The organism is Rhizobium sullae (assembly GCF_025200715.1).
GTDB lineage: Bacteria > Pseudomonadota > Alphaproteobacteria > Rhizobiales > Rhizobiaceae > Rhizobium > Rhizobium sullae.
The window spans coordinates 1823394-1846024 of record NZ_CP104143.1 but is presented as its reverse complement, the minus strand read 5'-3'; the positions used below and the strand labels follow the sequence as shown (position 1 = coordinate 1846024).

The 22631-nt window shown below is 59.1% G+C and carries 26 protein-coding genes and 4 tRNA genes; 15 read left to right on the top strand and 15 right to left on the bottom strand.

Features of this window, described 5'->3' with window-relative positions; translation table 11 throughout:
• Positions 1-90 precede the first annotated feature (90 nt).
• The 4 genes from N2599_RS09365 to N2599_RS09350 all read right to left on the bottom strand — a co-directional run bounded on the left by N2599_RS09365 (position 91) and on the right by N2599_RS09350 (position 2185).
• A tRNA-Glu gene (locus tag N2599_RS09365) sits at positions 91-165 on the bottom strand.
• A 77-nt stretch (positions 166-242) separates the two neighbouring features.
• Positions 243-317: transfer RNA gene (locus tag N2599_RS09360), tRNA-Glu, on the bottom strand.
• 199 nt (positions 318-516) lie between these two features.
• The gene (locus N2599_RS09355) at positions 517-1590 is read right to left on the bottom strand and encodes a YcbK family protein (protein WP_167333892.1); all 1074 of its coding nucleotides are present in this window, start codon (positions 1588-1590) and stop codon (positions 517-519) included.
• 154 nt (positions 1591-1744) lie between these two features.
• Positions 1745-2185 (bottom strand): VOC family protein, encoded by a 441-nt coding sequence (locus N2599_RS09350; RefSeq protein WP_027509371.1) that lies wholly within the window; start codon positions 2183-2185, stop codon positions 1745-1747.
• A 195-nt stretch (positions 2186-2380) separates the two neighbouring features.
• Between N2599_RS09350 and N2599_RS09345 the strand changes: the two genes are divergently transcribed.
• On the top strand, positions 2381-2959 hold the full coding sequence (locus N2599_RS09345) for a cold-shock protein (protein ID WP_027509372.1): 579 nt from the start codon (positions 2381-2383) through the stop codon (positions 2957-2959).
• An 11-nt stretch (positions 2960-2970) separates the two neighbouring features.
• Positions 2971-3444, top strand: a complete 474-nt coding sequence (locus N2599_RS09340) for a DUF192 domain-containing protein (protein WP_375714122.1) — start codon at positions 2971-2973, stop codon at positions 3442-3444.
• 38 nt (positions 3445-3482) lie between these two features.
• Here the strand turns inward: N2599_RS09340 and N2599_RS09335 are convergent, their stop codons facing one another.
• Both N2599_RS09335 and N2599_RS09330 read right to left on the bottom strand, forming a co-directional pair.
• The gene (locus N2599_RS09335) at positions 3483-3638 is read right to left on the bottom strand and encodes a hypothetical protein (RefSeq protein ID WP_245209224.1); all 156 of its coding nucleotides are present in this window, start codon (positions 3636-3638) and stop codon (positions 3483-3485) included.
• A gap of 97 nt (positions 3639-3735) precedes the next feature.
• Positions 3736-3812: transfer RNA gene (locus tag N2599_RS09330), tRNA-Pro, on the bottom strand.
• Positions 3813-4055: 243 nt separating this feature from the next.
• Between N2599_RS09330 and N2599_RS09325 the strand changes: the two genes are divergently transcribed.
• Complete coding sequence (locus N2599_RS09325; RefSeq protein ID WP_027509374.1) at positions 4056-4361, top strand: ETC complex I subunit; 306 nt, start codon at positions 4056-4058, stop codon at positions 4359-4361.
• A 47-nt stretch (positions 4362-4408) separates the two neighbouring features.
• Positions 4409-4485 (top strand) — tRNA-Arg (locus tag N2599_RS09320).
• 468 nt (positions 4486-4953) lie between these two features.
• Here N2599_RS09320 and N2599_RS09315 read toward each other — a convergent pair.
• Complete coding sequence (locus N2599_RS09315) at positions 4954-5265, bottom strand: hypothetical protein (RefSeq protein ID WP_156915249.1); 312 nt, start codon at positions 5263-5265, stop codon at positions 4954-4956.
• Between the two features lie 87 nt (positions 5266-5352).
• Between N2599_RS09315 and N2599_RS09310 the strand changes: the two genes are divergently transcribed.
• The 3 genes from N2599_RS09310 (at position 5353) to N2599_RS09300 (ending at position 7845) form a co-directional block, all read left to right on the top strand.
• A complete protein-coding gene (locus N2599_RS09310) occupies positions 5353-5772 on the top strand; it encodes a hypothetical protein (protein WP_143533916.1) in 420 nt (139 codons plus the stop codon).
• Between the two features lie 656 nt (positions 5773-6428).
• Positions 6429-7187, top strand: a complete 759-nt coding sequence (locus N2599_RS09305; RefSeq protein WP_051336518.1) for a nucleotidyltransferase domain-containing protein — start codon at positions 6429-6431, stop codon at positions 7185-7187.
• Between the two features lies 1 nt (position 7188).
• Positions 7189-7845, top strand: coding sequence for an HAD family hydrolase (locus tag N2599_RS09300; protein WP_027509377.1), 657 nt, complete (start codon positions 7189-7191; stop codon positions 7843-7845).
• A gap of 74 nt (positions 7846-7919) precedes the next feature.
• Here the strand turns inward: N2599_RS09300 and N2599_RS37805 are convergent, their stop codons facing one another.
• From N2599_RS37805 to N2599_RS09270, 6 genes are all read right to left on the bottom strand, one after another.
• Positions 7920-8045, bottom strand: a complete 126-nt coding sequence (locus N2599_RS37805; protein ID WP_375714121.1) for a hypothetical protein — start codon at positions 8043-8045, stop codon at positions 7920-7922.
• A gap of 265 nt (positions 8046-8310) precedes the next feature.
• Positions 8311-8601 carry a hypothetical protein gene (locus N2599_RS09290; protein ID WP_027509378.1) on the bottom strand — a complete coding sequence of 97 codons (291 nt, stop codon included), beginning with the start codon at positions 8599-8601 and terminating at the stop codon, positions 8311-8313.
• A gap of 176 nt (positions 8602-8777) precedes the next feature.
• The gene (locus N2599_RS09285; RefSeq protein WP_027509379.1) at positions 8778-9545 is read right to left on the bottom strand and encodes an amino acid ABC transporter ATP-binding protein; all 768 of its coding nucleotides are present in this window, start codon (positions 9543-9545) and stop codon (positions 8778-8780) included.
• A 16-nt stretch (positions 9546-9561) separates the two neighbouring features.
• Positions 9562-10716 (bottom strand): amino acid ABC transporter permease, encoded by a 1155-nt coding sequence (locus N2599_RS09280; protein ID WP_027509380.1) that lies wholly within the window; start codon positions 10714-10716, stop codon positions 9562-9564.
• A 1-nt stretch (position 10717) separates the two neighbouring features.
• Positions 10718-11920, bottom strand: coding sequence for an amino acid ABC transporter permease (locus N2599_RS09275; protein WP_027509381.1), 1203 nt, complete (start codon positions 11918-11920; stop codon positions 10718-10720).
• Positions 11921-12017: 97 nt separating this feature from the next.
• Positions 12018-13043 carry an amino acid ABC transporter substrate-binding protein gene (locus N2599_RS09270; protein ID WP_027509382.1) on the bottom strand — a complete coding sequence of 342 codons (1026 nt, stop codon included), beginning with the start codon at positions 13041-13043 and terminating at the stop codon, positions 12018-12020.
• A 367-nt stretch (positions 13044-13410) separates the two neighbouring features.
• Here N2599_RS09270 and N2599_RS09265 point away from each other — a divergent pair, with 367 nt between their 5' ends.
• Positions 13411-14601 (top strand): cystathionine beta-lyase, encoded by a 1191-nt coding sequence (locus N2599_RS09265; protein WP_027509383.1) that lies wholly within the window; start codon positions 13411-13413, stop codon positions 14599-14601.
• On the opposite strand, the gene N2599_RS09260 is transcribed toward N2599_RS09265, so the two are convergent.
• Together N2599_RS09260 and N2599_RS09255 are read right to left on the bottom strand one after the other, a co-directional pair.
• The gene (locus N2599_RS09260) at positions 14602-15750 is read right to left on the bottom strand and encodes an FAD-dependent monooxygenase (protein WP_027509384.1); all 1149 of its coding nucleotides are present in this window, start codon (positions 15748-15750) and stop codon (positions 14602-14604) included. It lies immediately after the preceding gene.
• Between the two features lie 27 nt (positions 15751-15777).
• On the bottom strand, positions 15778-16023 hold the full coding sequence (locus tag N2599_RS09255) for a zinc-finger domain-containing protein (protein ID WP_027509385.1): 246 nt from the start codon (positions 16021-16023) through the stop codon (positions 15778-15780).
• 157 nt (positions 16024-16180) lie between these two features.
• Here N2599_RS09255 and N2599_RS09250 point away from each other — a divergent pair, with 157 nt between their 5' ends.
• The 7 genes from N2599_RS09250 to clpA all read left to right on the top strand — a co-directional run bounded on the left by N2599_RS09250 (position 16181) and on the right by clpA (position 22558).
• A complete protein-coding gene (locus N2599_RS09250) occupies positions 16181-16966 on the top strand; it encodes an alpha/beta fold hydrolase (protein WP_027509386.1) in 786 nt (261 codons plus the stop codon).
• 126 nt (positions 16967-17092) lie between these two features.
• Positions 17093-17926, top strand: coding sequence for a serine O-acetyltransferase (gene cysE, locus N2599_RS09245; protein ID WP_027509387.1), 834 nt, complete (start codon positions 17093-17095; stop codon positions 17924-17926).
• Between the two features lie 136 nt (positions 17927-18062).
• A complete protein-coding gene (locus N2599_RS09240) occupies positions 18063-18266 on the top strand; it encodes a DUF3126 family protein (RefSeq protein WP_027509388.1) in 204 nt (67 codons plus the stop codon).
• 173 nt (positions 18267-18439) lie between these two features.
• The gene (locus N2599_RS09235; RefSeq protein WP_027509389.1) at positions 18440-18838 is read left to right on the top strand and encodes a DUF3597 domain-containing protein; all 399 of its coding nucleotides are present in this window, start codon (positions 18440-18442) and stop codon (positions 18836-18838) included.
• Between the two features lie 239 nt (positions 18839-19077).
• Entirely contained in the window at positions 19078-19446 is a 369-nt protein-coding gene (locus N2599_RS09230) for a phasin family protein (RefSeq protein WP_027509390.1), read from the top strand.
• Positions 19447-19707: 261 nt separating this feature from the next.
• On the top strand, positions 19708-20061 hold the full coding sequence (gene clpS / locus N2599_RS09225) for an ATP-dependent Clp protease adapter ClpS (RefSeq protein WP_027509391.1): 354 nt from the start codon (positions 19708-19710) through the stop codon (positions 20059-20061).
• A gap of 10 nt (positions 20062-20071) precedes the next feature.
• Positions 20072-22558, top strand: coding sequence for an ATP-dependent Clp protease ATP-binding subunit ClpA (clpA, locus tag N2599_RS09220; RefSeq protein ID WP_027509392.1), 2487 nt, complete (start codon positions 20072-20074; stop codon positions 22556-22558).
• Positions 22559-22631: the final 73 nt, after the last annotated feature.

Sequence of the window (22631 nt, the reverse complement as noted above, 5' to 3'; positions counted from 1 at the left end):
GGACCGGAAAGGCGCGGATGGCAAGATTGATTTCCGCTACTTCGACAAAAGCGGCGAATACTGAAGACAAAGATCGATTGTCGAGAATTGTGGTACGCCCTAGGGGAATCGAACCCCTCTTTACAGAATGAGAATCTGTCGTCCTAACCGATAGACGAAGGGCGCGCTGCGTCGGCTGCAAATGGGAACGCGCAGCCGCTTTCGCAAGGGTACTGGCAAACGGGAAAAATGAAAAGAGAAAGTGGCACGCCCTAGGGGAGTCGAACCCCTCTTCCCAGAATGAAAATCTGGTGTCCTAACCGATAGACGAAGGGCGCTTCCTTCGTGGTGGCGCCCTTATAGTCAGGCGTTTTGAATCCCGCAAGCGGGAACTGCCTTTTTCTTTCAAAAAAATGACAGGGAATCCGAGGCTGTGTAAGAGGCCGATTATCCGAGCTGAATCAATAGGCTGTCGGGTGTTTCTTTAGAGGGATAGCCTAACGCTGCCGCAGCGTGATGCAGGAAATTGCGCTGCCGTCAGATGGCTCTTGCGCCCGGCGTTCTCGCGCGTCCGGCGCCGCAGCCCCAATTCCAGTCGCGGCTTTTGCCGGTGTCGAGATGGACGGATTCGGTGTGGCAGTAGGTGCCGACACCGCCGCGGTCCGGCAGAGAGCGGATATAGCCGGCGATATCCCATTTGGAGATGCCGTCGATCTTGATATCTGCGGCGTCGCAGGTCTTGTGCATCGATTCTTCGGCGCCGCCGACCATGCGGTTATGACCGGGATCGCGATATCCGGAGGTGACGACGACGGGCTTGCCGAAATGGGCTTCGACCGCCTTGATGACATTGAGCATAGCGGGCTTGAAGCAGCCGACTTCGACGCTGCCGTTCTGGATGTGCAGGCCATTCGGCGCCACCCGCGTCATGCCCTGCAGCGATGCCTTCTCAAGGAGCCCGGCAAGGCCGCCGACGAGGTTCTGCTTCGGAGCGGCGTAGAGCGCGTTCATCGATCCGCTTTGCAGGCTGCCGGTCGCGATTGATGCCGTCTGATAGGCGGGTGCGAGCCGTGTGCCGGTGTTTTCGGAGGACTGTTGTGGCACAAGCACCTCGCCCTGCTGCGCCGGCTCTACGGGCGGCGGCGCGCTGAAAACGCTGCTACGTGCTGCGTTGACGCCTTGAACCGGTGCATAGGCGTTGGTGTCCGCCGGCTGAATGATCGTCGAGGTCCTGTTGTTCTGCGGCGTCGCCGGCTGGGCGGAAAAGATGCTCATTGTGTTCGCATTGATGCGCGTCGGCTGCATCGCCAAGCCGCCGATATTGGCGGGCTGGGCGGCAGCAGCGCCGGCGGGCATGGCGGCGGCGTTCGGATCCTGCGCTGCCGCCGACGGCGGCGCGCCCGAGACATCTGTGGCCATCGGATCACGATAGGCGCCCTTGGCGGATTTGCCCGGCGTATTCGCGGCAAGCTGCTCGGCCGCAGGATCGGCAGGCACGCCGGCTGCGGAATCGAGAGCCTTCTGGTCCGAGACGCAGCCCGAGAGCGCAAGGGCGGCAACAGCGATGAGAAGCGCGCCCGCGGCGGGCATCCGCTTATCGAGAGTGAGCAAGCGACGGTCTCCGTTGGTGCGGAGGACGGCTCAACCGTGTCGTCTTCCGCTTCGAGTCGGCCGGAGAGTGCCTGCGGGGCGGGCTTACGGCAAGCGCGAAGCGGGCGCTGCGATCCGAAATCGCAAAAGCCGCAAGCCTCGCAAAAGCCTCGGTCTACCAGGCGCCCGTATTGCCCATCGAAAGCCACGGCTCGGCCGCCGGAAGGCTGCCGCTCTTCTGCAGGATTTCGATGGAGATGCCGTCCGGCGAGCGCACGAAGGCCATGCGGCCGTCGCGCGGCGGGCGGTTGATGGTAATTCCGTTGTCCATCAGATGCCGGCAGGTCGCATAGATGTCGTCGACCTCGTAGGCGAGGTGGCCGAAGTTGCGTCCGCCGGTATATTCCTCGGGATCCCAATTGTAAGTAAGTTCGAGGCAGGGGGCGCCATTTTTCTCTGCATTTGTGATATCCTCGTTTGCGGCGAGGAAAACCAGCGTGAAACGGCCGCTTTCATTTTCGGATCTGCGGATTTCCTTCAGGCCGAACAGCGTGCCGTAGAAATGCAGGGAGGCATCCAGATCCTTCACGCGGACCATAGTGTGGAGATAACGCATTCTATTTCCTCTCTAAAATATGGGGGCTGCTTCGTTATGTGGCGGGAGGTCAGCTTCGGGCAAGACATGCGACTAAAATGAGCAGTTGGGAATAACCGAAAACAGGACTTGCGCTTATCCGTTACCAAGATGTTAATCTTGATTGCAAGAATCAGTTAACCGTAACAGTGTGACGCGTATTGAGGGGCTGGCGACATGGCTGACAGGATTTCATCGAAGGAATTCACCGATATTGACGACCTGTCCGGGGAAGCCGTCGACCTCGTTGAAATCACCGGTGTCGTCAAGTGGTTCGATGTCGCCAAGGGCTTCGGCTTCATCGTTCCGGACAACGGCATGCAGGACGTCCTGCTGCACGTCACCTGCCTTCGACGCGACGGTTACCAGACGATCCTCGAGGGCACGCGGATTGTCGCGTTGATCCAGCGCCGCGAGCGCGGCTACCAGGCCTTCAAGATACTCTCCATGGACCAGTCGACCGCCGTACATCCGTCGCAGTTGCCGCCGGTGCGCACGCACGTGCAGGTCACGCCGACGAGCGGTCTTGAGCGCGCGCTGGTGAAGTGGTTCAACCGGACGAAAGGCTTCGGCTTCCTGACGCGCGGCGAGGGGACGGAAGATATCTTCGTGCATATGGAAACGCTGCGCCGCTTTGGCTTGACGGAGCTTCGCCCCGGCCAGGTCGTACTCGTGCGCTACGGCGATGGCGACAAGGGGCTGATGGCTGCCGAAATCCATCCGGATATGCCAAGCCCGGCAAGCCGGTCGCACTGATGCCTCGCGGCATGGCCATACATGCCATCAAAGGCGCCTTCCTGGCGCTTTTTTTCATTCTGGCCGCTTCCGCCTTTGCCCAGCAGCAACCGCCTTTCGACAAGGAACCGCTGGTGATCCGGACGGCCTCCGGCAAGATGCTGAATTTCACAGTGGAGATTGCCGCCACCGATGATCAGCGTCAGTACGGCCTGATGTTCCGTAAGGAAATGGCCGAGGATGCTGGAATGATCTTCGACTTCGGCCAGCCACGGCGGGTGACTATGTGGATGGAGAACACCATTCTGCCGCTCGACATGCTCTTCATCGACAGCGGCGGCACCATCCGCCACATCAAGGAAAATGCCGTTCCCTATTCTCGGGCGATCATCGATTCGATGGGCGAGGTGAAATACGTCGTCGAGCTGAATGCCGGTGTCGTCAGGAAATCCGGCATCTCGGTCGGCGACAAGGTCGTGAGCGCCACGGTGACGAAGAAAAAGTAGGCGGTGCGCCGAAGCGTCCGCCGCCGGTTCTCTGCGAACTAGTGTTTTTTCACCGGTTTGGCCTTGGCTTGGATCAGCCGCTCCATGAACAGCGCCATCTTGCGCTTGATCGTGCCGTAAGTGCCGAGTTCGAAGTCGCAGTGATAGCAGGTGATGATGTCGCTATCGAGCGGCTGCGGGCGCGGAAAGTTCATTCGGGTCTTTCCGCACTTGGGGCAGGGTACTTCGACTTGCATTTACGGCTCCTGCGCAGGCCATTGGCCGCCTGCGAAGACAGATATTTTTAAGAAATGGTCGGAGTGGAGAGATTCGAACTCCCGACCCTCTGGTCCCAAACCAGATGCGCTACCAGGCTGCGCTACACTCCGTGAGAGGGGGCAATACACGCTTCATCCCGGCCCCGCAATATCTAATTCGCGTCTTCCACTCTCAATACTGCATTGTCTGGCGGGCATTCTCCTCGATCGGCTTTTTTCTTGAAAGTGGAGGGATTCGCGGCTAAGCAAAATTCATCTCTTCGCGTTATAGAGGCGATGAAGACCATTCCGTAGACGGGGTGGAAGGCTAAGTTACAGCGGGTCAGGCCCGCATATCCGGAGGCGTTGCAGCTGATGTCTGCCAAGATCTACCGTCCCGCAAAGACCGCCATGCAGTCCGGCAAGGCAAAGACGCATCTTTGGGTGCTCGAATTCGATCAGGAGCAGCCGCGCAAGATCGACCCCATCATGGGCTACACGTCCTCCGGCGATATGCGCCAGCAGGTGAAGCTGACCTTCGAGACGCAGGAACTGGCGGAAGCCTATGCCAAGCGCAACGGCATCGAATACCGCGTGATCGCGCCGAAGGATCCGGCTCGCCAGACGGTGGCTTATCCTGATAATTTCCGCTATACGCGCACACAGCCCTGGACGCATTGAGCGCTCAGATATGCCGCCTTTGCCGCTGCCCAGACGTAGCGCCGGATGGCCCCTTAGCTCAGCTGGATAGAGCACCTGCCTTCTAAGCAGGTGGTCACAGGTTCGAATCCTGTAGGGGTCGCCAATCTTTTCAATGACTTGCAGGCCGTATTCTGCCGCATTTTGGACCCCGTTTACGGTATTTTGCCACCAGTTACAAAATTTCGTCCTCAAGGCGTTCTTTCGTGTCGCGATTGTTGCGGTGAATTCGGATTGGTCCATCAGCGAGCCTCCGCTTCACACTTGGATTCGGATGGGCTTTACCAGCGGTTTAACGACCGGGGGCAGCAGAACTCCACCGGCAGGGCTGTAGAGGTTCCGGTTCATCTACCTATGCCACACAGAAGTGGAATCTTGAGGTGGGGGAATTTAACGCGCCGCCGCCGCGCCCGTACATCTTGGGAAAATCGGTACCGTGGCGGCGCATGACCGATGCCGAGGCCGAAACGGTTGCCGCTGCCATGAATTTGGGTTCCCGCCCGTTGCGCAACATGACGCCGCGAGCGAGCTTAACTCAGGCGATGAGCTGTGGGGCGTCCTGAAGGGCATGCTTTCACAGCTCGTTCGCCTGCTTGGGCCGAAGAATTGCCGGCTCCCGATACCTGAACTCTTCTGGCGGGCTTGATGCCATGCTAAATAGGTTCATGTGTCGGGGGATTTCAGGGTGAGGTTGCATATATTCGGCGATAGTCATTCCGCCTACTGCTTTGACGCGGTAGAGGATGCCTCGATCCACTGGATAGGGCCGGTGACCATGCACAGGATCGCGCGGGATGGTCCAGCGTTCGTTCGCGCCATAACTCCCGACCTTTCCGGCCATGACGCTGTTGTTCTGATGTTCGGCGAAATCGACGTTCGCTGCCATTTGATCCCAGCTGCGGAAAAGTCCGGACGTAGCATTCAGGCGGAGGCGCACAATCTAGCCACCCGATATCTGGCCAGGATGGCCGCCATGAAAGCCGATCTCGACGGCACGCAAATAGTCCTTGCGCAGCCGCCGTTTCCATCGGATCGCCGTCCAAACACTGAACTGCCGGCGTGTGGAACGCTTGACCAACGCATAGCGGCACACCGTGCCCTGTCTGCAGCGCTGCAGGAACTGGCCGAAGCGGCCGGTCTGCTGTTCCTCCCGATGCCACCACGCTATGCGGACAGTCGCGGGGCGCTGCGCCGTATCTATTCCGACGACGGTGTTCATATGATGCCTTGCGAGGCCAAAGCCTATGTGAGTGCGTTGGCGTCCCTGCTTGGCCGTCCGCTGCGGTTCAGGGCATCGCCTTTAAGCGTACTGCTTCGACGCTGGAATTATCTGTTCGGCGGAAACATTCGCCGCCGTGGTCTCCCGGTCACCAAGAAGCTCGAAAGTTGGTAGCGCCTTAGCCTCCAAAGAACCGCAATGAAGCGCGCCCCGTAACCAGGCGTTTCTTCGCGCCCAATCTTAAGGGAATTCCCAATGAATCGCGCAGCGTTCTACGCAAGCGTGCGCTCTCGCACGTCTGGTATCTTTGGCACGTCCTTATCTCAGGGGCAGGTGAATGGCTGCGAAGCCATCCTTGGCGATCAGGCACTCGCCTATATTTCTGGCGACCGCCTATCACGAATCCGCCGTCTATTCTTCTCGCCTTCCGTACTAGGCCGGAAACCGTTTACATCGTGGCAAGATTTCAATCATATTCGGGTCGCGTCTACAGTTTGAAATAGCGAAAAGCCCTGAAAACGTTGGATTTGCTCCCTGCCTTCTAAGCACCTGGTCGCAGCTTCGAATCCTGCAGGGGTTGCCACTTATCTGCTGTGTCCGACCCGGAGATCGGGTATTCGGCTTTCGCCCCATCTTCTACGGTGATGCAGGGAGGTGCTGCGCTTCGAGCTGATGATAGAACGTGGTCTGTTCAAGCATTGCGGTGCTGAAGGACCCGACCTGGAACGTCGAGCGGGTCGGACATGCTTGATTTTAAGTGAAATTCGCAACGCCTACAGACAGGCGTTGCCAAATCTGGTCTCTGAATGATCTCCGATGATGGGGTTAGGATGCCGAAGCAGATCGATGAAGCCTTGCGGATAACCAGTAGCGTCCTCTCAGCGCGATTTGATGTCTATTCTTTCGCCTTTGCTGCGGGCTCGATTATTCGCGGAGAGGGCACGGAAAACTCCGACATCGACCTGGTCGTCGTCTTCGATAAGCTTGATCGGGCATGGCGGGAGTCGTTCGTTGAAGACCGCATTCCCTTCGAAGCATTCGTTCATGATCCAGAGACGCTCAACTGGTTCTTCGAACGCGACCTTAAATCCGGCCATCCGATCATCGTTCACATGGTGGCGTCCGGACGGATTATCGGGCCTGGCCAGGAAAATGGCCGGACGTGGCAAAGCCATGCCGCCCAGTTGCTGAAGGACGGCCCACCTGAGCTTGCCAGGCAGGAGCTTGATGCGCTCAAATATCAAATCACCGATCTGCTGGACGATCTTTGCGGTGAACGCAGCGGAGCTGAACTCCGTGCAATTGCGTCCCAGCTTTATCAGCCGCTTGCCGATCTGATGCTTCTTGGACGCGGCACTTGGTCCGGGAAAGGAAAATGGATTCCACGCCTTCTGAAGCAGCTCGACAACGAGTTGTTCGAGGCGTTCGACGCAGGTTTCAAGCATGCCGCTGAAGGGCGGCCTGGGGAACTTCTACGTTTGACCGAAGCAGAGCTGGCTCGCAAGGGTGGCCGGTATTTCGATGGAGATTGCCGCGAGGCGCCCCTGGATGCCCGCAAGACAAGTGCCGTGCCGGGATGGAGGATTTGAGATGACGAAAATCTTCTTTGATGTTGATGGTGTGCTTATCGATGGCTGGCATGCCGATCCGTTGCGCCGCAAACCCTGGGACGCGACGATTGAGGCTGATCTCGGTGTTGACCGGGCGGCATTCGGCAATCTCTTCTTTGGACGCGCAGGCGGCCGTTCGAACGCGCTTATGGCTGAATGTATCTCCGGCAAACGCGATCTCGCGGAGGCGCTTGCCGAGGTTCTGCCGGAGGTTGGATATCACGGCGATGCGAAGGACTTCATGAGATATTGGTTCGAAAAGGATTCGAATCTCAACAGTGAGGTCTTTGATCTGATTGAGGGCATAAGGAGCAGCGGCAGCGTTGTCGAACTCTACGTGGCAACCGGCCAGGAGCATCACCGGGCGCGATTTCTCTGGAACGAGCTCGGCTTTTCGAAGCTGTTCGACGGTATGTTCTACAGTGCAGAAATTCGATACCCGAAGAAGGACATCCGCTTTTTCGAGGCGATCAATTCCCGATTGAGCATCGGCGCCGGCGAGTGCCCGATATTTTTCGACGACCAGCCCGAAATCGTGGCCGTGGCGAGGCAGGCCGGTTGGGACGCAAATCCGTTCGCTTCCGCTTCCGACGTTCGCCAGCATCCGCGGCTGCGCCATCTCTGGGCATCCGAGTGATCGCATGATGTGGGCCGCGTTTCCGCCCTGAACGCAGACGCTGTAGCTTACAGGGCGGCTAGCCGGCATGCCCCTCAGTGGCTGCCGGCTTTCTTGCTGGCGAGCAGCATCACGTAATCCTCGGCGGCGTCCGCGAGCGCGAGCGCCACTTCGGCCGGCGTCCAGCCATGCTGTTGCAGGCGCTGGATCATGTCGAACATCGCAGCTTCGACTTCTGTCCGGCAGTTCAGAGGGTGCTCCGACCTGCCGTTTGCGCGCTGAGAACCGTGAATTTCCATCATTTTTCTGCCCCCGTCCTTCGGCCCTCATTCTATCTCGGGCCTGATTTTAAGCAGAGAGCATCGCATAACTTCACGCTGAAGCAAATGGATACCTAATCAAGAGTTAAAGCAGACCGTTGCACGACGTCATTTGACGCCATTTCGGCAAGCCGCGCTTTGGCGGGTTGGAACGCCGCCGCGACTTTCAGCGGTCGTCATCAAAGTCGAAAAACGGACGGTAGACGCGATTGGCGATCATCAGGCTGCGGTCGGGGCGGATGATGTAGGTCTCTTCGACCTCGCGGCCTCTGTTATCGTAAAATGTGTGAGGAAACGACGAGCCGATCGGCGATTTGGTCAGCTTCGTACGGGGCTGGCCGCTATAGGTGATGCTGCCGGGAATGGGCTCCAATCCTGGGCCGGAAATGTCTCCGCCGGCCGTGCAGCCTGCAATCAATGCGCCCATGACAAGAACTGCGGCGAATTCGGCTTTCATCGGGGGCTCCATGACATGGGTCGGCGATGCTATCTTAGATAGGTATGCGCCTTCACTTTTCTATGGCTGAACGCTGCCTGCTTCCGGAGGGCAGGCGATGGTTTCGGGGGCAATAAATGAAAGAAGCCGCCGGAAGGTTTCTTCCGGCGGCTTTTCTTTAAAAAAGGTTCTTCAGCTCAGTGCAGGATCTGGCTGAGGAAGAGCTTGGTGCGCTCGTGCTGCGGATGGTCGAAGAATTCGGCGGGCGAGTTCTGTTCGACGATCTGGCCCTGGTCCATGAAGATGACGCGGTTGGCCACCTGACGGGCAAAGCCCATTTCGTGGGTGACGCAGAGCATTGTCATGCCTTCTTCGGCAAGGCCCACCATCGTGTCCAGCACTTCCTTGATCATTTCCGGATCGAGCGCCGAGGTCGGCTCGTCGAACAGCATGATCTTCGGGTTCATGCAGAGCGAGCGGGCGATCGCCACACGCTGCTGCTGGCCGCCGGAAAGCTGGCCGGGATACTTATGCGCCTGTTCCGGGATCTTGACGCGCTTCAGGAAGTGCATGGCGACCTCTTCCGCCTGCTTCTTCGGCATCTTGCGCACCCAGATCGGCGCCAGCGTACAGTTTTCCAGGATCGTCAGATGCGGGAAGAGGTTGAAGTGCTGGAATACCATGCCGACTTCGCGGCGCACTTCGTCGATCTTCTTCAGATCGTTGGTGAGCTCCGTGCCATCGACGAGGATGTGGCCCTTCTGATGTTCTTCCAGGCGGTTGATGCAGCGGATCATCGTCGACTTGCCGGAGCCCGACGGGCCCGCGATAACGATGCGCTCGCCGCGCATGACCTTGAGGTTGATGTCGCGCAGCACGTGAAAATCGCCGTACCACTTGTTCATGTTGATGATCTCGACCGCCACATCCGTTGCGGAAACGGTCATTTTCTTGGGTTCAGCCATGTTTATTCCCTCATTCTTATCGTTTGTGGCCGGTGTCGAGGTGGCGTTCCATGAACACGGAATAGCGCGACATGCCGAAGCAGAAGATCCAGAAGACGAAGCCCGCGAAGACGAGGCCTGTCAGCGGCGTGACCGAGCTTGCCCAATTGGCGTCGGTGAAGTTCAGGCGGACGATGCCAAGCAGGTCGAACATGCTGATGATCGAAACGAGCGACGTATCCTTGAACATGCCGATGAACGTGTTGACGATGCCCGGGATGACCAGTTTGATCGCCTGCGGCAGCACGATGAGCCGCATTTTCTGCCAGTAGCCGAGCCCGAGTGAATCGGCTCCCTCATACTGGCCCTTCGGGATTGCCTGCAGGCCGCCGCGAATGACTTCCGCCATGTAGGCGGAGGCGAAGATCGAGACGCCGATGACGGCGCGCATCAGCTTGTCGACATTCCAACCGGTGGGCAGGAAGAGCGGCAGCATGACGCTTGCCATGAAGAGGACCGTGATCAGCGGGATGCCGCGGATCACTTCGATGAAGGTGACGCAGACCACCTTGACGACGGGCAGTCTCGATCGTCGGCCGAGCGCCAGCATGATGCCGAACGGAAGCGAGACCGCCATGCCGACGAAGGAGACGACCAGCGTCACGAGCAGACCGCCCCAGAGCGGTGTGTCGACGACTTCAAGGCCGAAGCCGCCATAAAGCATGAAGAACGAGAAGATCGGCAGCACGCCGAAAAGCAGGATCGCGTTCAGGCCCTTGCGCGGCACCGACGGGATCAGCATCGGCACCAGCAGGAGCACGAAGAGAATACCGACGATCGTCGGACGCCAGCGCTCGTCGAGCGGATAGCGGCCGAAAACGAACTGATCGAATTTCGCATTGACGAAGGCCCAGCACGCGCCACTCCAGCCATCGGGCTGGATGCCGCCTTGAACGGCAGTTGCACAGAAGGTGCGGTCGGTGCCCGTCCACACGGCCTGGATGAACAGCCAGTCAATCAGCTGCGGCAGGACCCAGGCGAGGGCGGCGATCGCGAGCACCGTCAACACGATGTCCCGCGGCGTTGCGAGCAGGTTGCGCCTAACCCAAGCGGGAGCGCCACGTTCGCCGGGCGGCGGCGGTTCAGCCGTGAGTATCGCCGTTCTGACAAAGGAGGTGTTGGAAACGGACATCTTATCTCTCCACCAGTGCCATCTTGGCGTTGAACCAGTTCATGAACAGCGACGTGAGAATGCTGAGGCTGAGATAGACGACGATCCAGATCAGCACGATTTCGATGGACTGGCCTGTCTGGTTGAGGGTCGTTCCGCCGACGGCGACAAGGTCCGCAAAGCCGATCGCAATGGCGAGCGACGAGTTCTTCGTCAGGTTTAGATACTGGCTCGTCAGCGGCGGAATGATGATGCGGAAGGCCTGCGGTACCACGACAAGGCGGGTGATGGAGGAAGGATGCAGCCCAAGGGCGCCTGCCGCCTCCGACTGCCCCTTGGCCACGCCGCGAATGCCGGCGCGGACGATCTCGGCAATAAAGGCTGCCGTATAGAACGACAGCGCCAGAAACAGCGACATGAATTCCGGGCCAACGACCGAGCCGCCCGTCAGGTTGAACTTGCCGGCGACCGGAAGGTCGAAGGACATCGGCAGGCCGGTTACCAGGAAGGCGAGGACCGGCAGGCCGGCGATCAGCGCGATCGACGCCCAGATCGTATGGAACGGCTGGCCAGTCGCGGCCTGGCGCTTGTGCGCCCAGCGCGCGGTGATGATGGCGCCGGCGATGCCGACGACGAAGGCAATCAGAACCGCCCACATGCCCGCTTCGAAGATCGGCTTCGGGAAGGCGAGACCACGATTGTTCAGGAACATGCTGAACGGCAGGTGCAGGGATTCGCGCGGCTGCGGCAGAACGGCGAGAACGCCGGAATACCAGAAGAAGATGACGAGCAGCGGCGGGATGTTGCGGAATACTTCGACATAGACCGTGCACAGCTTGGCAATCAGCCAGTTGTGCGACAGTCGCCCGATGCCGACGATAAAGCCGATGATCGTTGCGGTGATGATACCCGTAACTGCGACCAGCAGGGTATTCAAGAAGCCAACGAAGAGGGCGCGGCCATAGGTCGAGTCGCTGGAGTAGGAAATCAGCGACTGGCCGACCTCGAAGCCGGCGCGTCCCCTGAGGAAGGCGAAGCCGGAGGCCGTATTGCTGCGTGCGAGGTTCTGGATCGTGTTGTCCACGATCCACCAGACCACTCCGGCGAGGACGAGGACAGTGAGAACCTGATAGAAGATACCCCGGTATTTGGGGTCATACATGGCGGACCGGAAGGTCCAGCCGGTTTTAGGCAACGGTGTCGTGCCCAGAGCCTCTTGCGTCATGCCGAGCCAATTCCCCTATGTGCCCGTTTTGGGCTTTTTTCTTGGACGAGGGAAAGGCGGTTGCCCGCCTTTCCGGTATTTCATTCCAGGCCGGCGATCAGCGGACCGGCGGTGCGTACTGGATACCGCCCTTGCTCCACAGAGCGTTCAGGCCGCGCTCGATCTTGAGCGGGCTGCCCTGACCGATGTTGCGCTCGAAGAGTTCGCCGTAATTGCCGACGCCTTTGATCACATTATAGGCCCAATCGTTGGTGAGGCCGAGGTCGGTACCGATCTTGGTGTCGGTTTCCGAACCGAGGAAGCGCTTGATATCCGGGTTCGGCGAATTCTTCATCTCGTCGACGTTGGCCTGGGTAATGCCGAAGTCTTCCGCATTGACCAGAGCGAAGGCCGTCCAGGAGACGACGTCGAACCACTGGTCGTCACCCTGGCGGACGGCCGGGCCGAGCGGTTCCTTTGAGATGATCTCCGGAAGGATTATGTGCTCGTCGGGGTTCTTCAGCGTCAGACGCAGAGAATAAAGGCCGGACTGGTCGGTCGTGTAAACGTCGCAACGGCCGGAGTCGTAAGCAGCGTTGACTTCCTCGAGCTTTTCGAAAACGACCGGATTGTACTGAAGGTTGTTGGCCTTGAAATAGTCGGCGAGGTTGAGTTCGGTGGTCGTGCCGGCCTGAACGCAGACGGCGGCGCCGGAAAGCTCGAGAGCCGACTTGACGTTCAGGCCCTTGCGAACCATGAAGCCCTGACCATCGTAATAGGTGACCGCGCGGAAATTGAAGCCGAGAGCGGTATCGCGGTTGATCGTCCAGGTGGTGTTACGCGACAGGACGTCGACTTCGCCGGATTGCAGCGCCGGGAAGCGGTCTTTCGCGGAGAGAGGCGTGTACTTGACCTTAGTCGGATCGCCGAACACGGCTGAAGCAACCGCCTTGCAGAAATCGACGTCGAAGCCGGCCCAGTTGCCGGAAGCGTCAGGCTGAGCGAAGCCGACGAGGCCGCTGTTGACGCCGCACTGGACGAAACCCTTTGCCTTCACGTCTGCGAGAGTGGCTGCCGAGGCAGCCGAGGCGCCAAGGGCGAAAACTGCTGCGCCGACGGTGGCGGACAGGAGCTTAATCTTCATTTTTCCCAACCTTTATCTGTTGTCTTATGTTTTTGTGGAGGGGACGGCTGAAGCAAACCATTCGCCCCCCAATTCTCGACACCCTCCCGGCGCGAGCGGTTCTATCACAGTCGCAAATATCACCACGGTCAAGTGTCGCGGTTCACAATTGCGGCAGAAATTGGCATTTTGGCAAAATGCGCCGTCCTGATAGGCATTTGAGCGGCAAATGGGCAGCCCTTTGCGGAAAATTGTTGCGTAATCCACTGATATATCTGACAAAGTAACGAAATGGGTAATCTACCTCTCCGAGCCCGGGGTTGACCGTTTTGCGGGGCGGGTCCAGAAGTGCAGCTTTGCATCATTCCGCCAAAGGCCATTCCAGATTATGAAAGACAGAGACAGTCTACTGCAGAACGCGGGTATCAACACGCGCCTTACCCATGTTGGCAACGATCCCGTCGACTACTTCGGTTTCGTCAATCCTCCCGTCGTCCATGGCTCCACGGTGCTCTTCCCGAACGCCAGGACGATGGAGACGCGGTCGCAGAAATATACCTACGGCACCCGCGGAACGCCAACGACGGATGCGCTATGCGAGGCGATCAATGCACTGGAGGGGTCTGCCGGAACGATCCTCGTTCCAACGGGTCTTGCCGCCGTTACGGTGCCGCTGCTCGCATTTCTCTCCTCCGGCGATCACGTTCTGATCGTCGATTCGGTCTACACGCCGACGCGGCATTTCTGCGATACGATGCTGACGCGTCTGGGCGTCGAGGTCGAATATTACGACCCGGCCATCGGTGCGGAGATCGAGCAGCTTTTCAAGCCGAACACGAAGTTGGTGCACACTGAAGCGCCGGGTTCGAACACATTCGAAATGCAGGATATTCCGGCCATTGCCGCAATCGCCCACAAGCATGGTGCGGTCGTTGCGATGGACAATACCTGGGCGACGCCGGTCTATTTCCGGCCCCTTGACTTCGGCGTCGATATTTCGATCCATGCCGCGACGAAATATCCCTCCGGCCATTCCGACATCCTGATGGGCACGGTCTCGGCGAATGCCAAGTATTGGGAGCAGTTGAAGGAAGCCAATATCACGCTCGGCATTTGCGGGGCTCCGGACGATGCCTACCAGATCCTGCGTGGTCTGCGCACCATGGGTGTGCGCCTTGAGCGGCACTATGAAAGCGCGCTGACGATCGCCAAATGGCTAGAGGGCAGGGAAGAGATCGCAAGCGTCCTGCATCCGGCGCTGCCGAGCTTCCCGTCGCACGAACTCTGGAAGCGTGATTTCAAGGGCGCAAGCGGCATCTTCTCCTTCGTGCTCGCGGCCGATGCCCCGGAAAAATTCAAGCCGAAGGCGCATGCCTTCCTCGACGCACTGCAGATCTTCGGCCTGGGATATTCCTGGGGCGGCTTCGAAAGCCTGGCAGTGCACGTCAATCTCAACGACCGCCGTATCCGCAAGGCGCCGCAGGAAGGGCCGGTCATCCGGCTTCAGGTCGGTCTCGAAGACGTCGCCGACATCAAGGCGGACATCGAACGCGGCCTTGCTGCTGCCAATGCCGTTTGATCAATCGATCGGACGGTAGCCGTAGATCCAGTCCAGATCGGCTGCCAGGCTTTGCGGCGATTTCAGCGAAAGAACAATATCGCGGCCGAGACGGACTGGGCCGCGGGCGTGGTAGGCAAAGCGGTTGAATGCGCCGCGCTTGCGGATTTTCGCGACGCGCGGCGCACGTTGCCGTTCGAAACGAGGTAGGGCTTCCTTCACAGAATGGGCCGCAAGCAGGGCCGCGAGCTCGTAGCCATCTTCGATTGCCATCGCCGCGCCCTGGGCGGCAAAAGGTGTCATGGCGTGAGCGGCATCGCCGATAAGGACGGTGTCGCTTCCGTTTTGCCAGGTGCCCTCCGTCGCCTCGTAGAGCGGCCAGAAGGTCATCCGGGCGTCACCGAACAGCGACTTGATATCGGCGCTCCATCCGGAAAAACGTGATGTGAGCTGCTTCAATTGCTGCTCCGCCGGCTCGTTGCGCCAGTCCTGCCGCGCAGCACTGCCGGCGGTGATGGCGACGAGATTGAAACTGCCGGCCTCCTTCAGCGGATAGCAGATAAGATGGGCGGACGGCCCAAGGAACGCCGAAACACTTGCGCGGTCGATGAACGCCGGCGCGGAATTGCCGGCGATCGTGAAGCGATAGGCTATATTACCGGAAAAGCGCGGCGAGGGACTGCCCTTGATTGCCTGCCGCAGCTTCGACCAGACGCCGTCGGCACCGATGATCACATCCGCCTGGCGCGTGGTTGCCGGGAGGATGCCAGGCTCGATCCTGCTGCCGCAGTGAAGGGTACAGAGAGAGCTCGCTTCGACTTGCGCAAGCAGCGCTTTTTGCAGCGTGGCGCGGTGCAGGACGCCGTAGGGCCCACCCCAACGGGTACGCGCGAAATCGCCTGCCGGAACGGCCGCAAGCGGGCGCAGCGTGTCGCCGGAGAAAAGGCGGATGAATTGCGGTTCGAGCCAGACTTTTTCGATGTCGTGCAGGATGCCGAGCTTTGCGAGGATGCGCGATGCATTCGGCGAGATCTGCAGGCCGGCGCCGACCTCCGCAAGCGCGGCCGCCTGCTCGAAAATATCCGAACTGATGCCGCGTTTAGCGAGCGCCAGAGCAGCGGTCAGGCCCGCAGTTCCGGCGCCGATGATGGCGGCGTGTTCGACCGGCATCTGCTGTCCGATCTTTAGTGAGTGACGTTACGCTGCCTTGACGTGGAAGACGCAGCCGGCCGGGTTCGTCTGGCTCGCCTTCAGCGCGCTGTTGAAGCGGTAAAGCGTCGAGCAGTAGGAGCAGACCTTCTCGTTGTCGTCGCCCATATCGATGAAGATATGCGGATGATCGAAGGGCGCGGATGCGCCGGTGCACATGAACTCCTTCACGCCGACTTCGATCACGCGGTGTCCGCCGTCGTTCTGGAAGTGGGGAATGTTGTGGCCGGCCATGTCTGTCTCCGAATGCTTTGAAATGTGCGCGGACATTATAGTCCTTCGCCGGAAATGTGTAGAGCCGAAACGCAGCACGGCCCATGGTTTTTTGACGTCGCGAGGGTTCACCTCCGCTGCCCGATAAAATATGGTCCGGCCCAAAAGGACGGACTTTATGAATCTGAATACGCCTGCATTTTCTAGCTTTCCCCACGACGGCCTGAACCTCGTTTTTTTCGACAAGGGCGATCCGAACGGTCCGCCAGTGCTGCTCATTCATGGCTTCGCCTCGACCGCCAACGTCAACTGGGTGCATCCCGGCTGGCTGAAGACGCTGGGCGATGCAGGCTATCGGGTCATTGCGATGGACAATCGCGGCCACGGCGCAAGTGATAAGCCCCACGATGCCGAAGCCTATCGGCCGTGGATCATGGCGGAAGACGCGGTGGCACTGCTCGACCATCTCGGCATCCCGGAAGCCAATGTCATGGGCTATTCGATGGGTGCGAGGATTTCGGTCTTCACGGCGCTTGCCCATCCGCATCGCGTGCGTTCGCTGGTGCTTGGCGGTCTCGGCATCGGGATGACGGATGGCGTCGGCGATTGGGATCCGATTGCCGATGCGCTGCTTGCGCCGTCGCTGGACGACGTCACGCATATCCGCGGGCGCATGTTCCGCGCCTTCGCCGAGCAGACCAAAAGCGACCGGCAGGCACTCGCCATGTGCATCCGGGGATCGCGCGATCTCGTGGCGCGGGCCGACATGGGCAAGATCGAGGCGCCGACGTTGATCGGTGTCGGAACAAAGGACGACATTGCGGGTTCGGCGTACGAACTGGCGGCTTTGATGCCGCATGCCGAGGCGCTGGACATTCCGGGTCGCGACCATATGCTGGCGGTTGGAGACAAGGTGTTCAAGAAAGCGGTTCTGGAGTTCTACGAGAAGGTCGCCGGGCGGTAATCGGCGTCTTCAAGGTGCCGTGATTACCGAAAAAATATGCTAAAAAAGCATAGGGCCGGTACCCATTTATGTTCCGGGCGTTTTGCCCTATATAATGTCGTTCCGACGGAAACGAGGAGACCTGGAATGGTCGCGAAGACTGACGTTCGTTCTTTTGAAGCATCAAACCCGCTGAAGGTCATGGATCCGATCTGGGACAGCCTGCGCGAAGAAGCGCGTGCGGCTGCCGAGAAGGATCCGGTGCTGGCGGCTTTCCTTTATTCGACGGTGATCAACCACCGTTCGCTGGAAGAATGCGTCATTCATCGGATCTGCGAACGTCTTGACCATCCCGACATGCAGGCAACGTTGCTCCGTCAGGTCTTCGACAAAATGGTCGAAGATTGGCCGGAATGGAGCGATATCCTGCGCGTCGACATTCAGGCCGTCTACGACCGTGACCCGGCATGCCTGCGCTTCATGGAAGCGGTGCTGTATTTCAAGGGATTTCATGCGCTGCAGACGCATCGCCTGGCGCATTGGCTGCTCAATCAGGGGCGGCGGGACCTGGCGCTCTATCTGCAAAGCCGGTCATCCAGCGTCTTTCAGACCGATATCAATCCGGCAGCGCGCATCGGCCGGGGCATCTTCCTCGATCATGCGACTGGCCTCGTCGTCGGCGAGACGGCGGTGATCGGCGACAACGTCTCGATCCTGCATGGCGTCACGCTTGGCGGCACGGGCAAGGAGGGCGCTGACCGTCACCCGAAGATCGGCAGCGGGGTACTCATCGGTGCGGGCGCGAAGATTCTCGGCAATATCCAGATCGGCTATTGCTCGCGTGTCGCGGCCGGTTCGGTCGTTCTGCAGCCCGTTCCGCCGAAAACGACGGTCGCAGGCGTGCCGGCGAAGGTTGTCGGAGAGGCCGGGTGTTCGGAACCGTCGCGTATCATGGACCAGGTGATCGGCGCCGGTATCTGATCCGGTCATATCGGCTAGAACGGAAAAGCTGGCGAAATGCTGAGGGGAAAGCCGGGGCGGATGTGCTGCGGCAGCCTTTACAGCGCCGCTTTTCCTGTGCAAGAAGCGGCCAACGAAGACCGCTAGGAGACCCAGTGTGAAGCCTGAAGAACTCAAGAAGCTCGACGCCTATTTCAAGAAGACGCTCAACCCGCAGATCGTCGTCAAGGCGCGCCCGCGCAAGGATGATTCCGCGGAAGTTTATCTCGGCGACGAATTCCTGGGTGTCGTCTATATCGACGACGAAGATGGCGATCGTTCCTACAACTTCTCGATGGCGATTCTCGACGTCGATCTCTAATGATCCCTTGGCGGGCCGCATCATAGCGGCTTGCCTTTGCCGAACGGCACCTTTTATCCGCAGCCTGCCTACCAAGCCTCAGCAACAATTTTGCCGCTTGCGCTGGATGAGTTCGCCATCCGCCCCATGTTAGTTTTTGCGAATGCGATCAAACTAAATTTGGAGGCGAGGACATGGGTATTTTCGATAAAATCAAGAACGCGATTTTCGGCGAAGCGCAGGCAGCACCGGTGATCGAGGCGGCGGATGCGCCGAAAATGGCGCCCGCGCAGACGGCGTCCGCGCCATCAGCAGCACCGTCGGCGGCGCCTGCGGCCGTCGATATCGCTCCGATTCTCGATGCTGCCGTCAAGAAGAGCGGGCAGAAGCTAGATTGGCGGCGCTCGATCGTGGACCTGATGAAGGCGGTCGGCATGGATGCGAGCCTCTCCGAGCGCAAGGAGCTTGCTGCGGAACTTGGCTATACAGGCGACGCAGGCGATTCCGCCAAGATGAACATGTTTCTTCACAAGGCGCTCATGAAGAAGCTGTCCGAAAACGGCGGCAAGGTTCCCGCAGATCTGATGGACTGAGACGGCCTCCGGTTATCCCAAGATTGAGGCTTCGCGAGAATTTTTTGCGAAGCCTCAGGTTGTAGGCCTCTGATATATATTTTAAAAATCAATTGGCGATGTACGTTGCTCTTTTTTAAAGGCGCTTTAGCGTAGCGTCATGCAATCTATGGTGGTTGTGCAACGCACAAAATCGCTTGACTATTTGTGCGGCGCAGCTACCTTTTGTGGCAGCCAATACCACAAAAGGAGGAGACTAAATGTTTAACTTTGACGACACGAGCCGGAAGAGCAAGGAAGCCATGGACACGATGCTGAAGAGCTATTCCGACACGGCCAAGGGGGTCCAGGCGATCGCGACCGAAGCTGCGGAATATTCCAAAAAGTCCTTCCAGGACGCCGTCAATCATTTTGAGACGCTGTCTGCCGCCCGCAGCTTCGAAACGGTCTTCGAACTGCAGACCGGCTTCATCAAGTCTTCCTATGAGAATTTCATCTCCGAGGCGACAAAGATGGGCGAAATGTACGCCGATCTCGCCAAGGGCGCCTATAAGCCTTACGAAGCGCCGGTATCGGCCCCGGCGGCAAAGTCGCCCAAGGCTGCCCAGGTAACGCCCGCCGCTGCGTAAAATGCGATGGTGCGAACAGCGCACCCCTTGAAAAACGAAGACCGGCAACGCATCTGCGGCCGGTCTTTTTTGTTTCCCGAAGCCCTTTAAGAATTCGCACGGGACTTTTTTAGTCTTTGCGTCAAGTCCTGCGGAATTGTGATTGCAGTCGCAAACAAGGGGCTTAAAATCGCTCCATTATGAACTAAGTTAGTGTTTCAGATATCCGGCGGGTAAAGCAGCCTCCCATGCACCACCGGATAGACCGAGGAATGAATGACAATGATCGCAAAGCCGATCCGGATGCAGAACGACAGCGAAAGGAACGGGGACAACGGAAATCGCGGAACCTCGGTCATCACACGCACGAAGCCGAAAACCAAGAAGCCCAATCTCTACCGCGTGCTAATCCTGAATGACGACTACACTCCCATGGAATTCGTTATCCACATCCTGGAGCGTTTTTTTCAGAAGGATCGTGAAAGTGCCACCCGCATCATGCTTCATGTCCATAACCACGGCGTCGGCGAATGCGGGATATTTACATACGAGGTAGCGGAGACCAAGGTAAGCCAAGTGATGGACTTCGCCCGTCAGCACCAGCATCCGCTGCAATGCGTCATGGAAAAGAAGTGAGGATCTCAACGTGCCAACATTTTCGCCTAGTCTTGAGAAGGCGCTCCATCAGGCACTGACCTTTGCCAACGAGCGGCATCACGAATATGCGACGCTCGAGCATCTGCTGCTCGCCCTAATCGACGATGCCGATGCGGCAGCTGTCATGGGTGCATGCAATGTCGACCTCGACGCGCTGCGCAAGACGCTGATCGAATACGTCGACAACGAACTGTCCAATCTGATCACCGGTTATGACGAGGACTCCAAGCCGACCTCCGGTTTCCAGCGTGTCATCCAACGTGCCGTGATCCACGTGCAATCGTCGGGCCGCGAAGAGGTGACCGGGGCGAATGTCCTTGTCGCAATCTTTGCCGAGCGCGAAAGCCATGCCGCCTATTTCCTGCAGGAGCAGGAAATGACGCGCTACGACGCGGTCAACTACATCTCCCACGGCATCGGAAAGCGACCAGGCTCTTCGGAAGTCCGCACGCCGCGCGGCGCCGACGAGGAAGCCGAGAGCAAGCCGAGCGCATCGCGCGGCGGCGAGGACGAGGGCGGCGCCAAGAAGCAGCAGGATGCGCTGAAGGCCTATTGCGTCAATCTCAACGAGAAGGCCAAGAGCGGCAAGATCGATCCGCTGATCGGCCGCAACTCGGAAGTCAGCCGTACGATCCAGGTGCTGTGCCGCCGCTCCAAGAATAACCCGCTCTATGTGGGCGACCCGGGCGTCGGCAAGACGGCGATCGCCGAAGGCCTCGCCAAGCGGATCGTCGAAGGCAAGGTGCCAGAAGCGCTCGCTGATGCGACGATCTTCTCGCTCGACATGGGCACGCTGCTTGCGGGCACGCGTTACCGCGGCGATTTCGAAGAGCGCCTGAAACAGGTCGTCAAGGAGCTCGAAGAATATCCGGGTGCGGTGCTGTTCATCGACGAAATCCACACCGTGATCGGTGCCGGCGCCACCTCGGGCGGCGCGATGGATGCGTCGAACCTCCTGAAGCCGGCGCTTTCGTCCGGTGCGATCCGTTGCATCGGCTCGACGACCTACAAGGAATACCGGCAGTTCTTCGAGAAGGACCGGGCTCTCGTTCGCCGCTTCCAGAAGATCGACGTCAACGAGCCGTCAATCGACGACGCGATCGAAATCATGAAGGGCCTGAAGCCCTATTTCGAAGAATATCACCACCTGCGCTACTCGAACGACGCCATTAAGTCGGCGGTCGAGCTGTCGGCTCGTTATATCTCTGACCGCAAGCTGCCCGACAAGGCGATCGACGTCATCGATGAAACGGGCGCCGCTCAGATGCTGCTGCCGCCATCCAGGCGCCGCAAGCTGATTACCGAAAAGGAAATCGAAGCGACGGTCGCGACGATGGCCCGCATTCCTCCGAAAAGCGTCTCGAAGGACGACGAAGCCGTTCTCGCCAATCTGGAGCAGGAACTGCGCTCGGTGGTCTACGGCCAGGATACGGCGATCGAAGCCCTTTCGACAGCGATCAAGCTGGCGCGTGCCGGGCTCCGCGAGCCGAACAAGCCGATCGGCGCCTACGTCTTCTCCGGCCCGACCGGCGTCGGCAAGACGGAAGTGGCCAAGCAGCTCGCAGCGTCGCTCGGCGTCGAGATGCTGCGCTTCGATATGTCGGAATATATGGAGCGGCACACCGTCTCCCGCCTGCTTGGCGCACCTCCCGGCTATGTTGGCTTCGACCAGGGCGGTCTCTTGACCGATGGCGTCGACCAGCATCCGCATTGCGTAGTCCTGCTCGACGAGATCGAGAAGGCGCATCCGGATATCTACAATATCCTACTACAGGTCATGGACCACGGCGCGCTGACTGACCATAACGGCAAGAAGATCGACTTCCGAAACGTTATCCTGATCATGACGACCAATGCGGGCGCGTCGGAAATGGCCAAGGCCGCAATTGGCTTCGGTTCGTCCAAGCGCACCGGCGAGGATGAGGAGGCGCTGACCCGCCTGTTCACGCCGGAATTCCGCAACCGTCTCGATGCGATCATTCCCTTCGCATCGCTGCCGACGGCCGTCATCCACAAGGTCGTGCAGAAGTTCATCATGCAGCTGGAGGCCCAGCTTTCCGAACGCAACGTCACCTTCGACCTGCAGGAGGAAGCGATCGACTGGCTGGCAGAAAAGGGTTACGACGAGAAGATGGGCGCCCGCCCGCTTGCCCGCGTCATCCAGGATGTGATCAAGAAGCCGCTGGCGAACGAAATTCTCTTTGGCAAGCTGAAGAAAGGTGGCGTCGTCAACGTCACCGTCGGCCCGAAGGAAGACGGCAAGCCCGGCATCATCCTCGAAGCGATCCCCGAATCCGCGCCGATCAAGCCGAAGCCGGAAGCCGAGACCGTTCATCCAGAAGCCGATGGCGAGGATGACGGCGAGCTGAAGACGAAGGCAAAAGCCAAGAAGACCGCGGTAAAGAAGGCGAAGGCCGAAGTCGGGGATGCACCGAAGAAGGCGAGTGCGGTGCCGAAGGTGCCGCGCAGGAGATAGTCTGTTACCGGGAAGCGAATTGAAGAAGGCCGCAGCGATGCGGCCTTCGATTTTTCTGGGTTTTCGTGCGCGC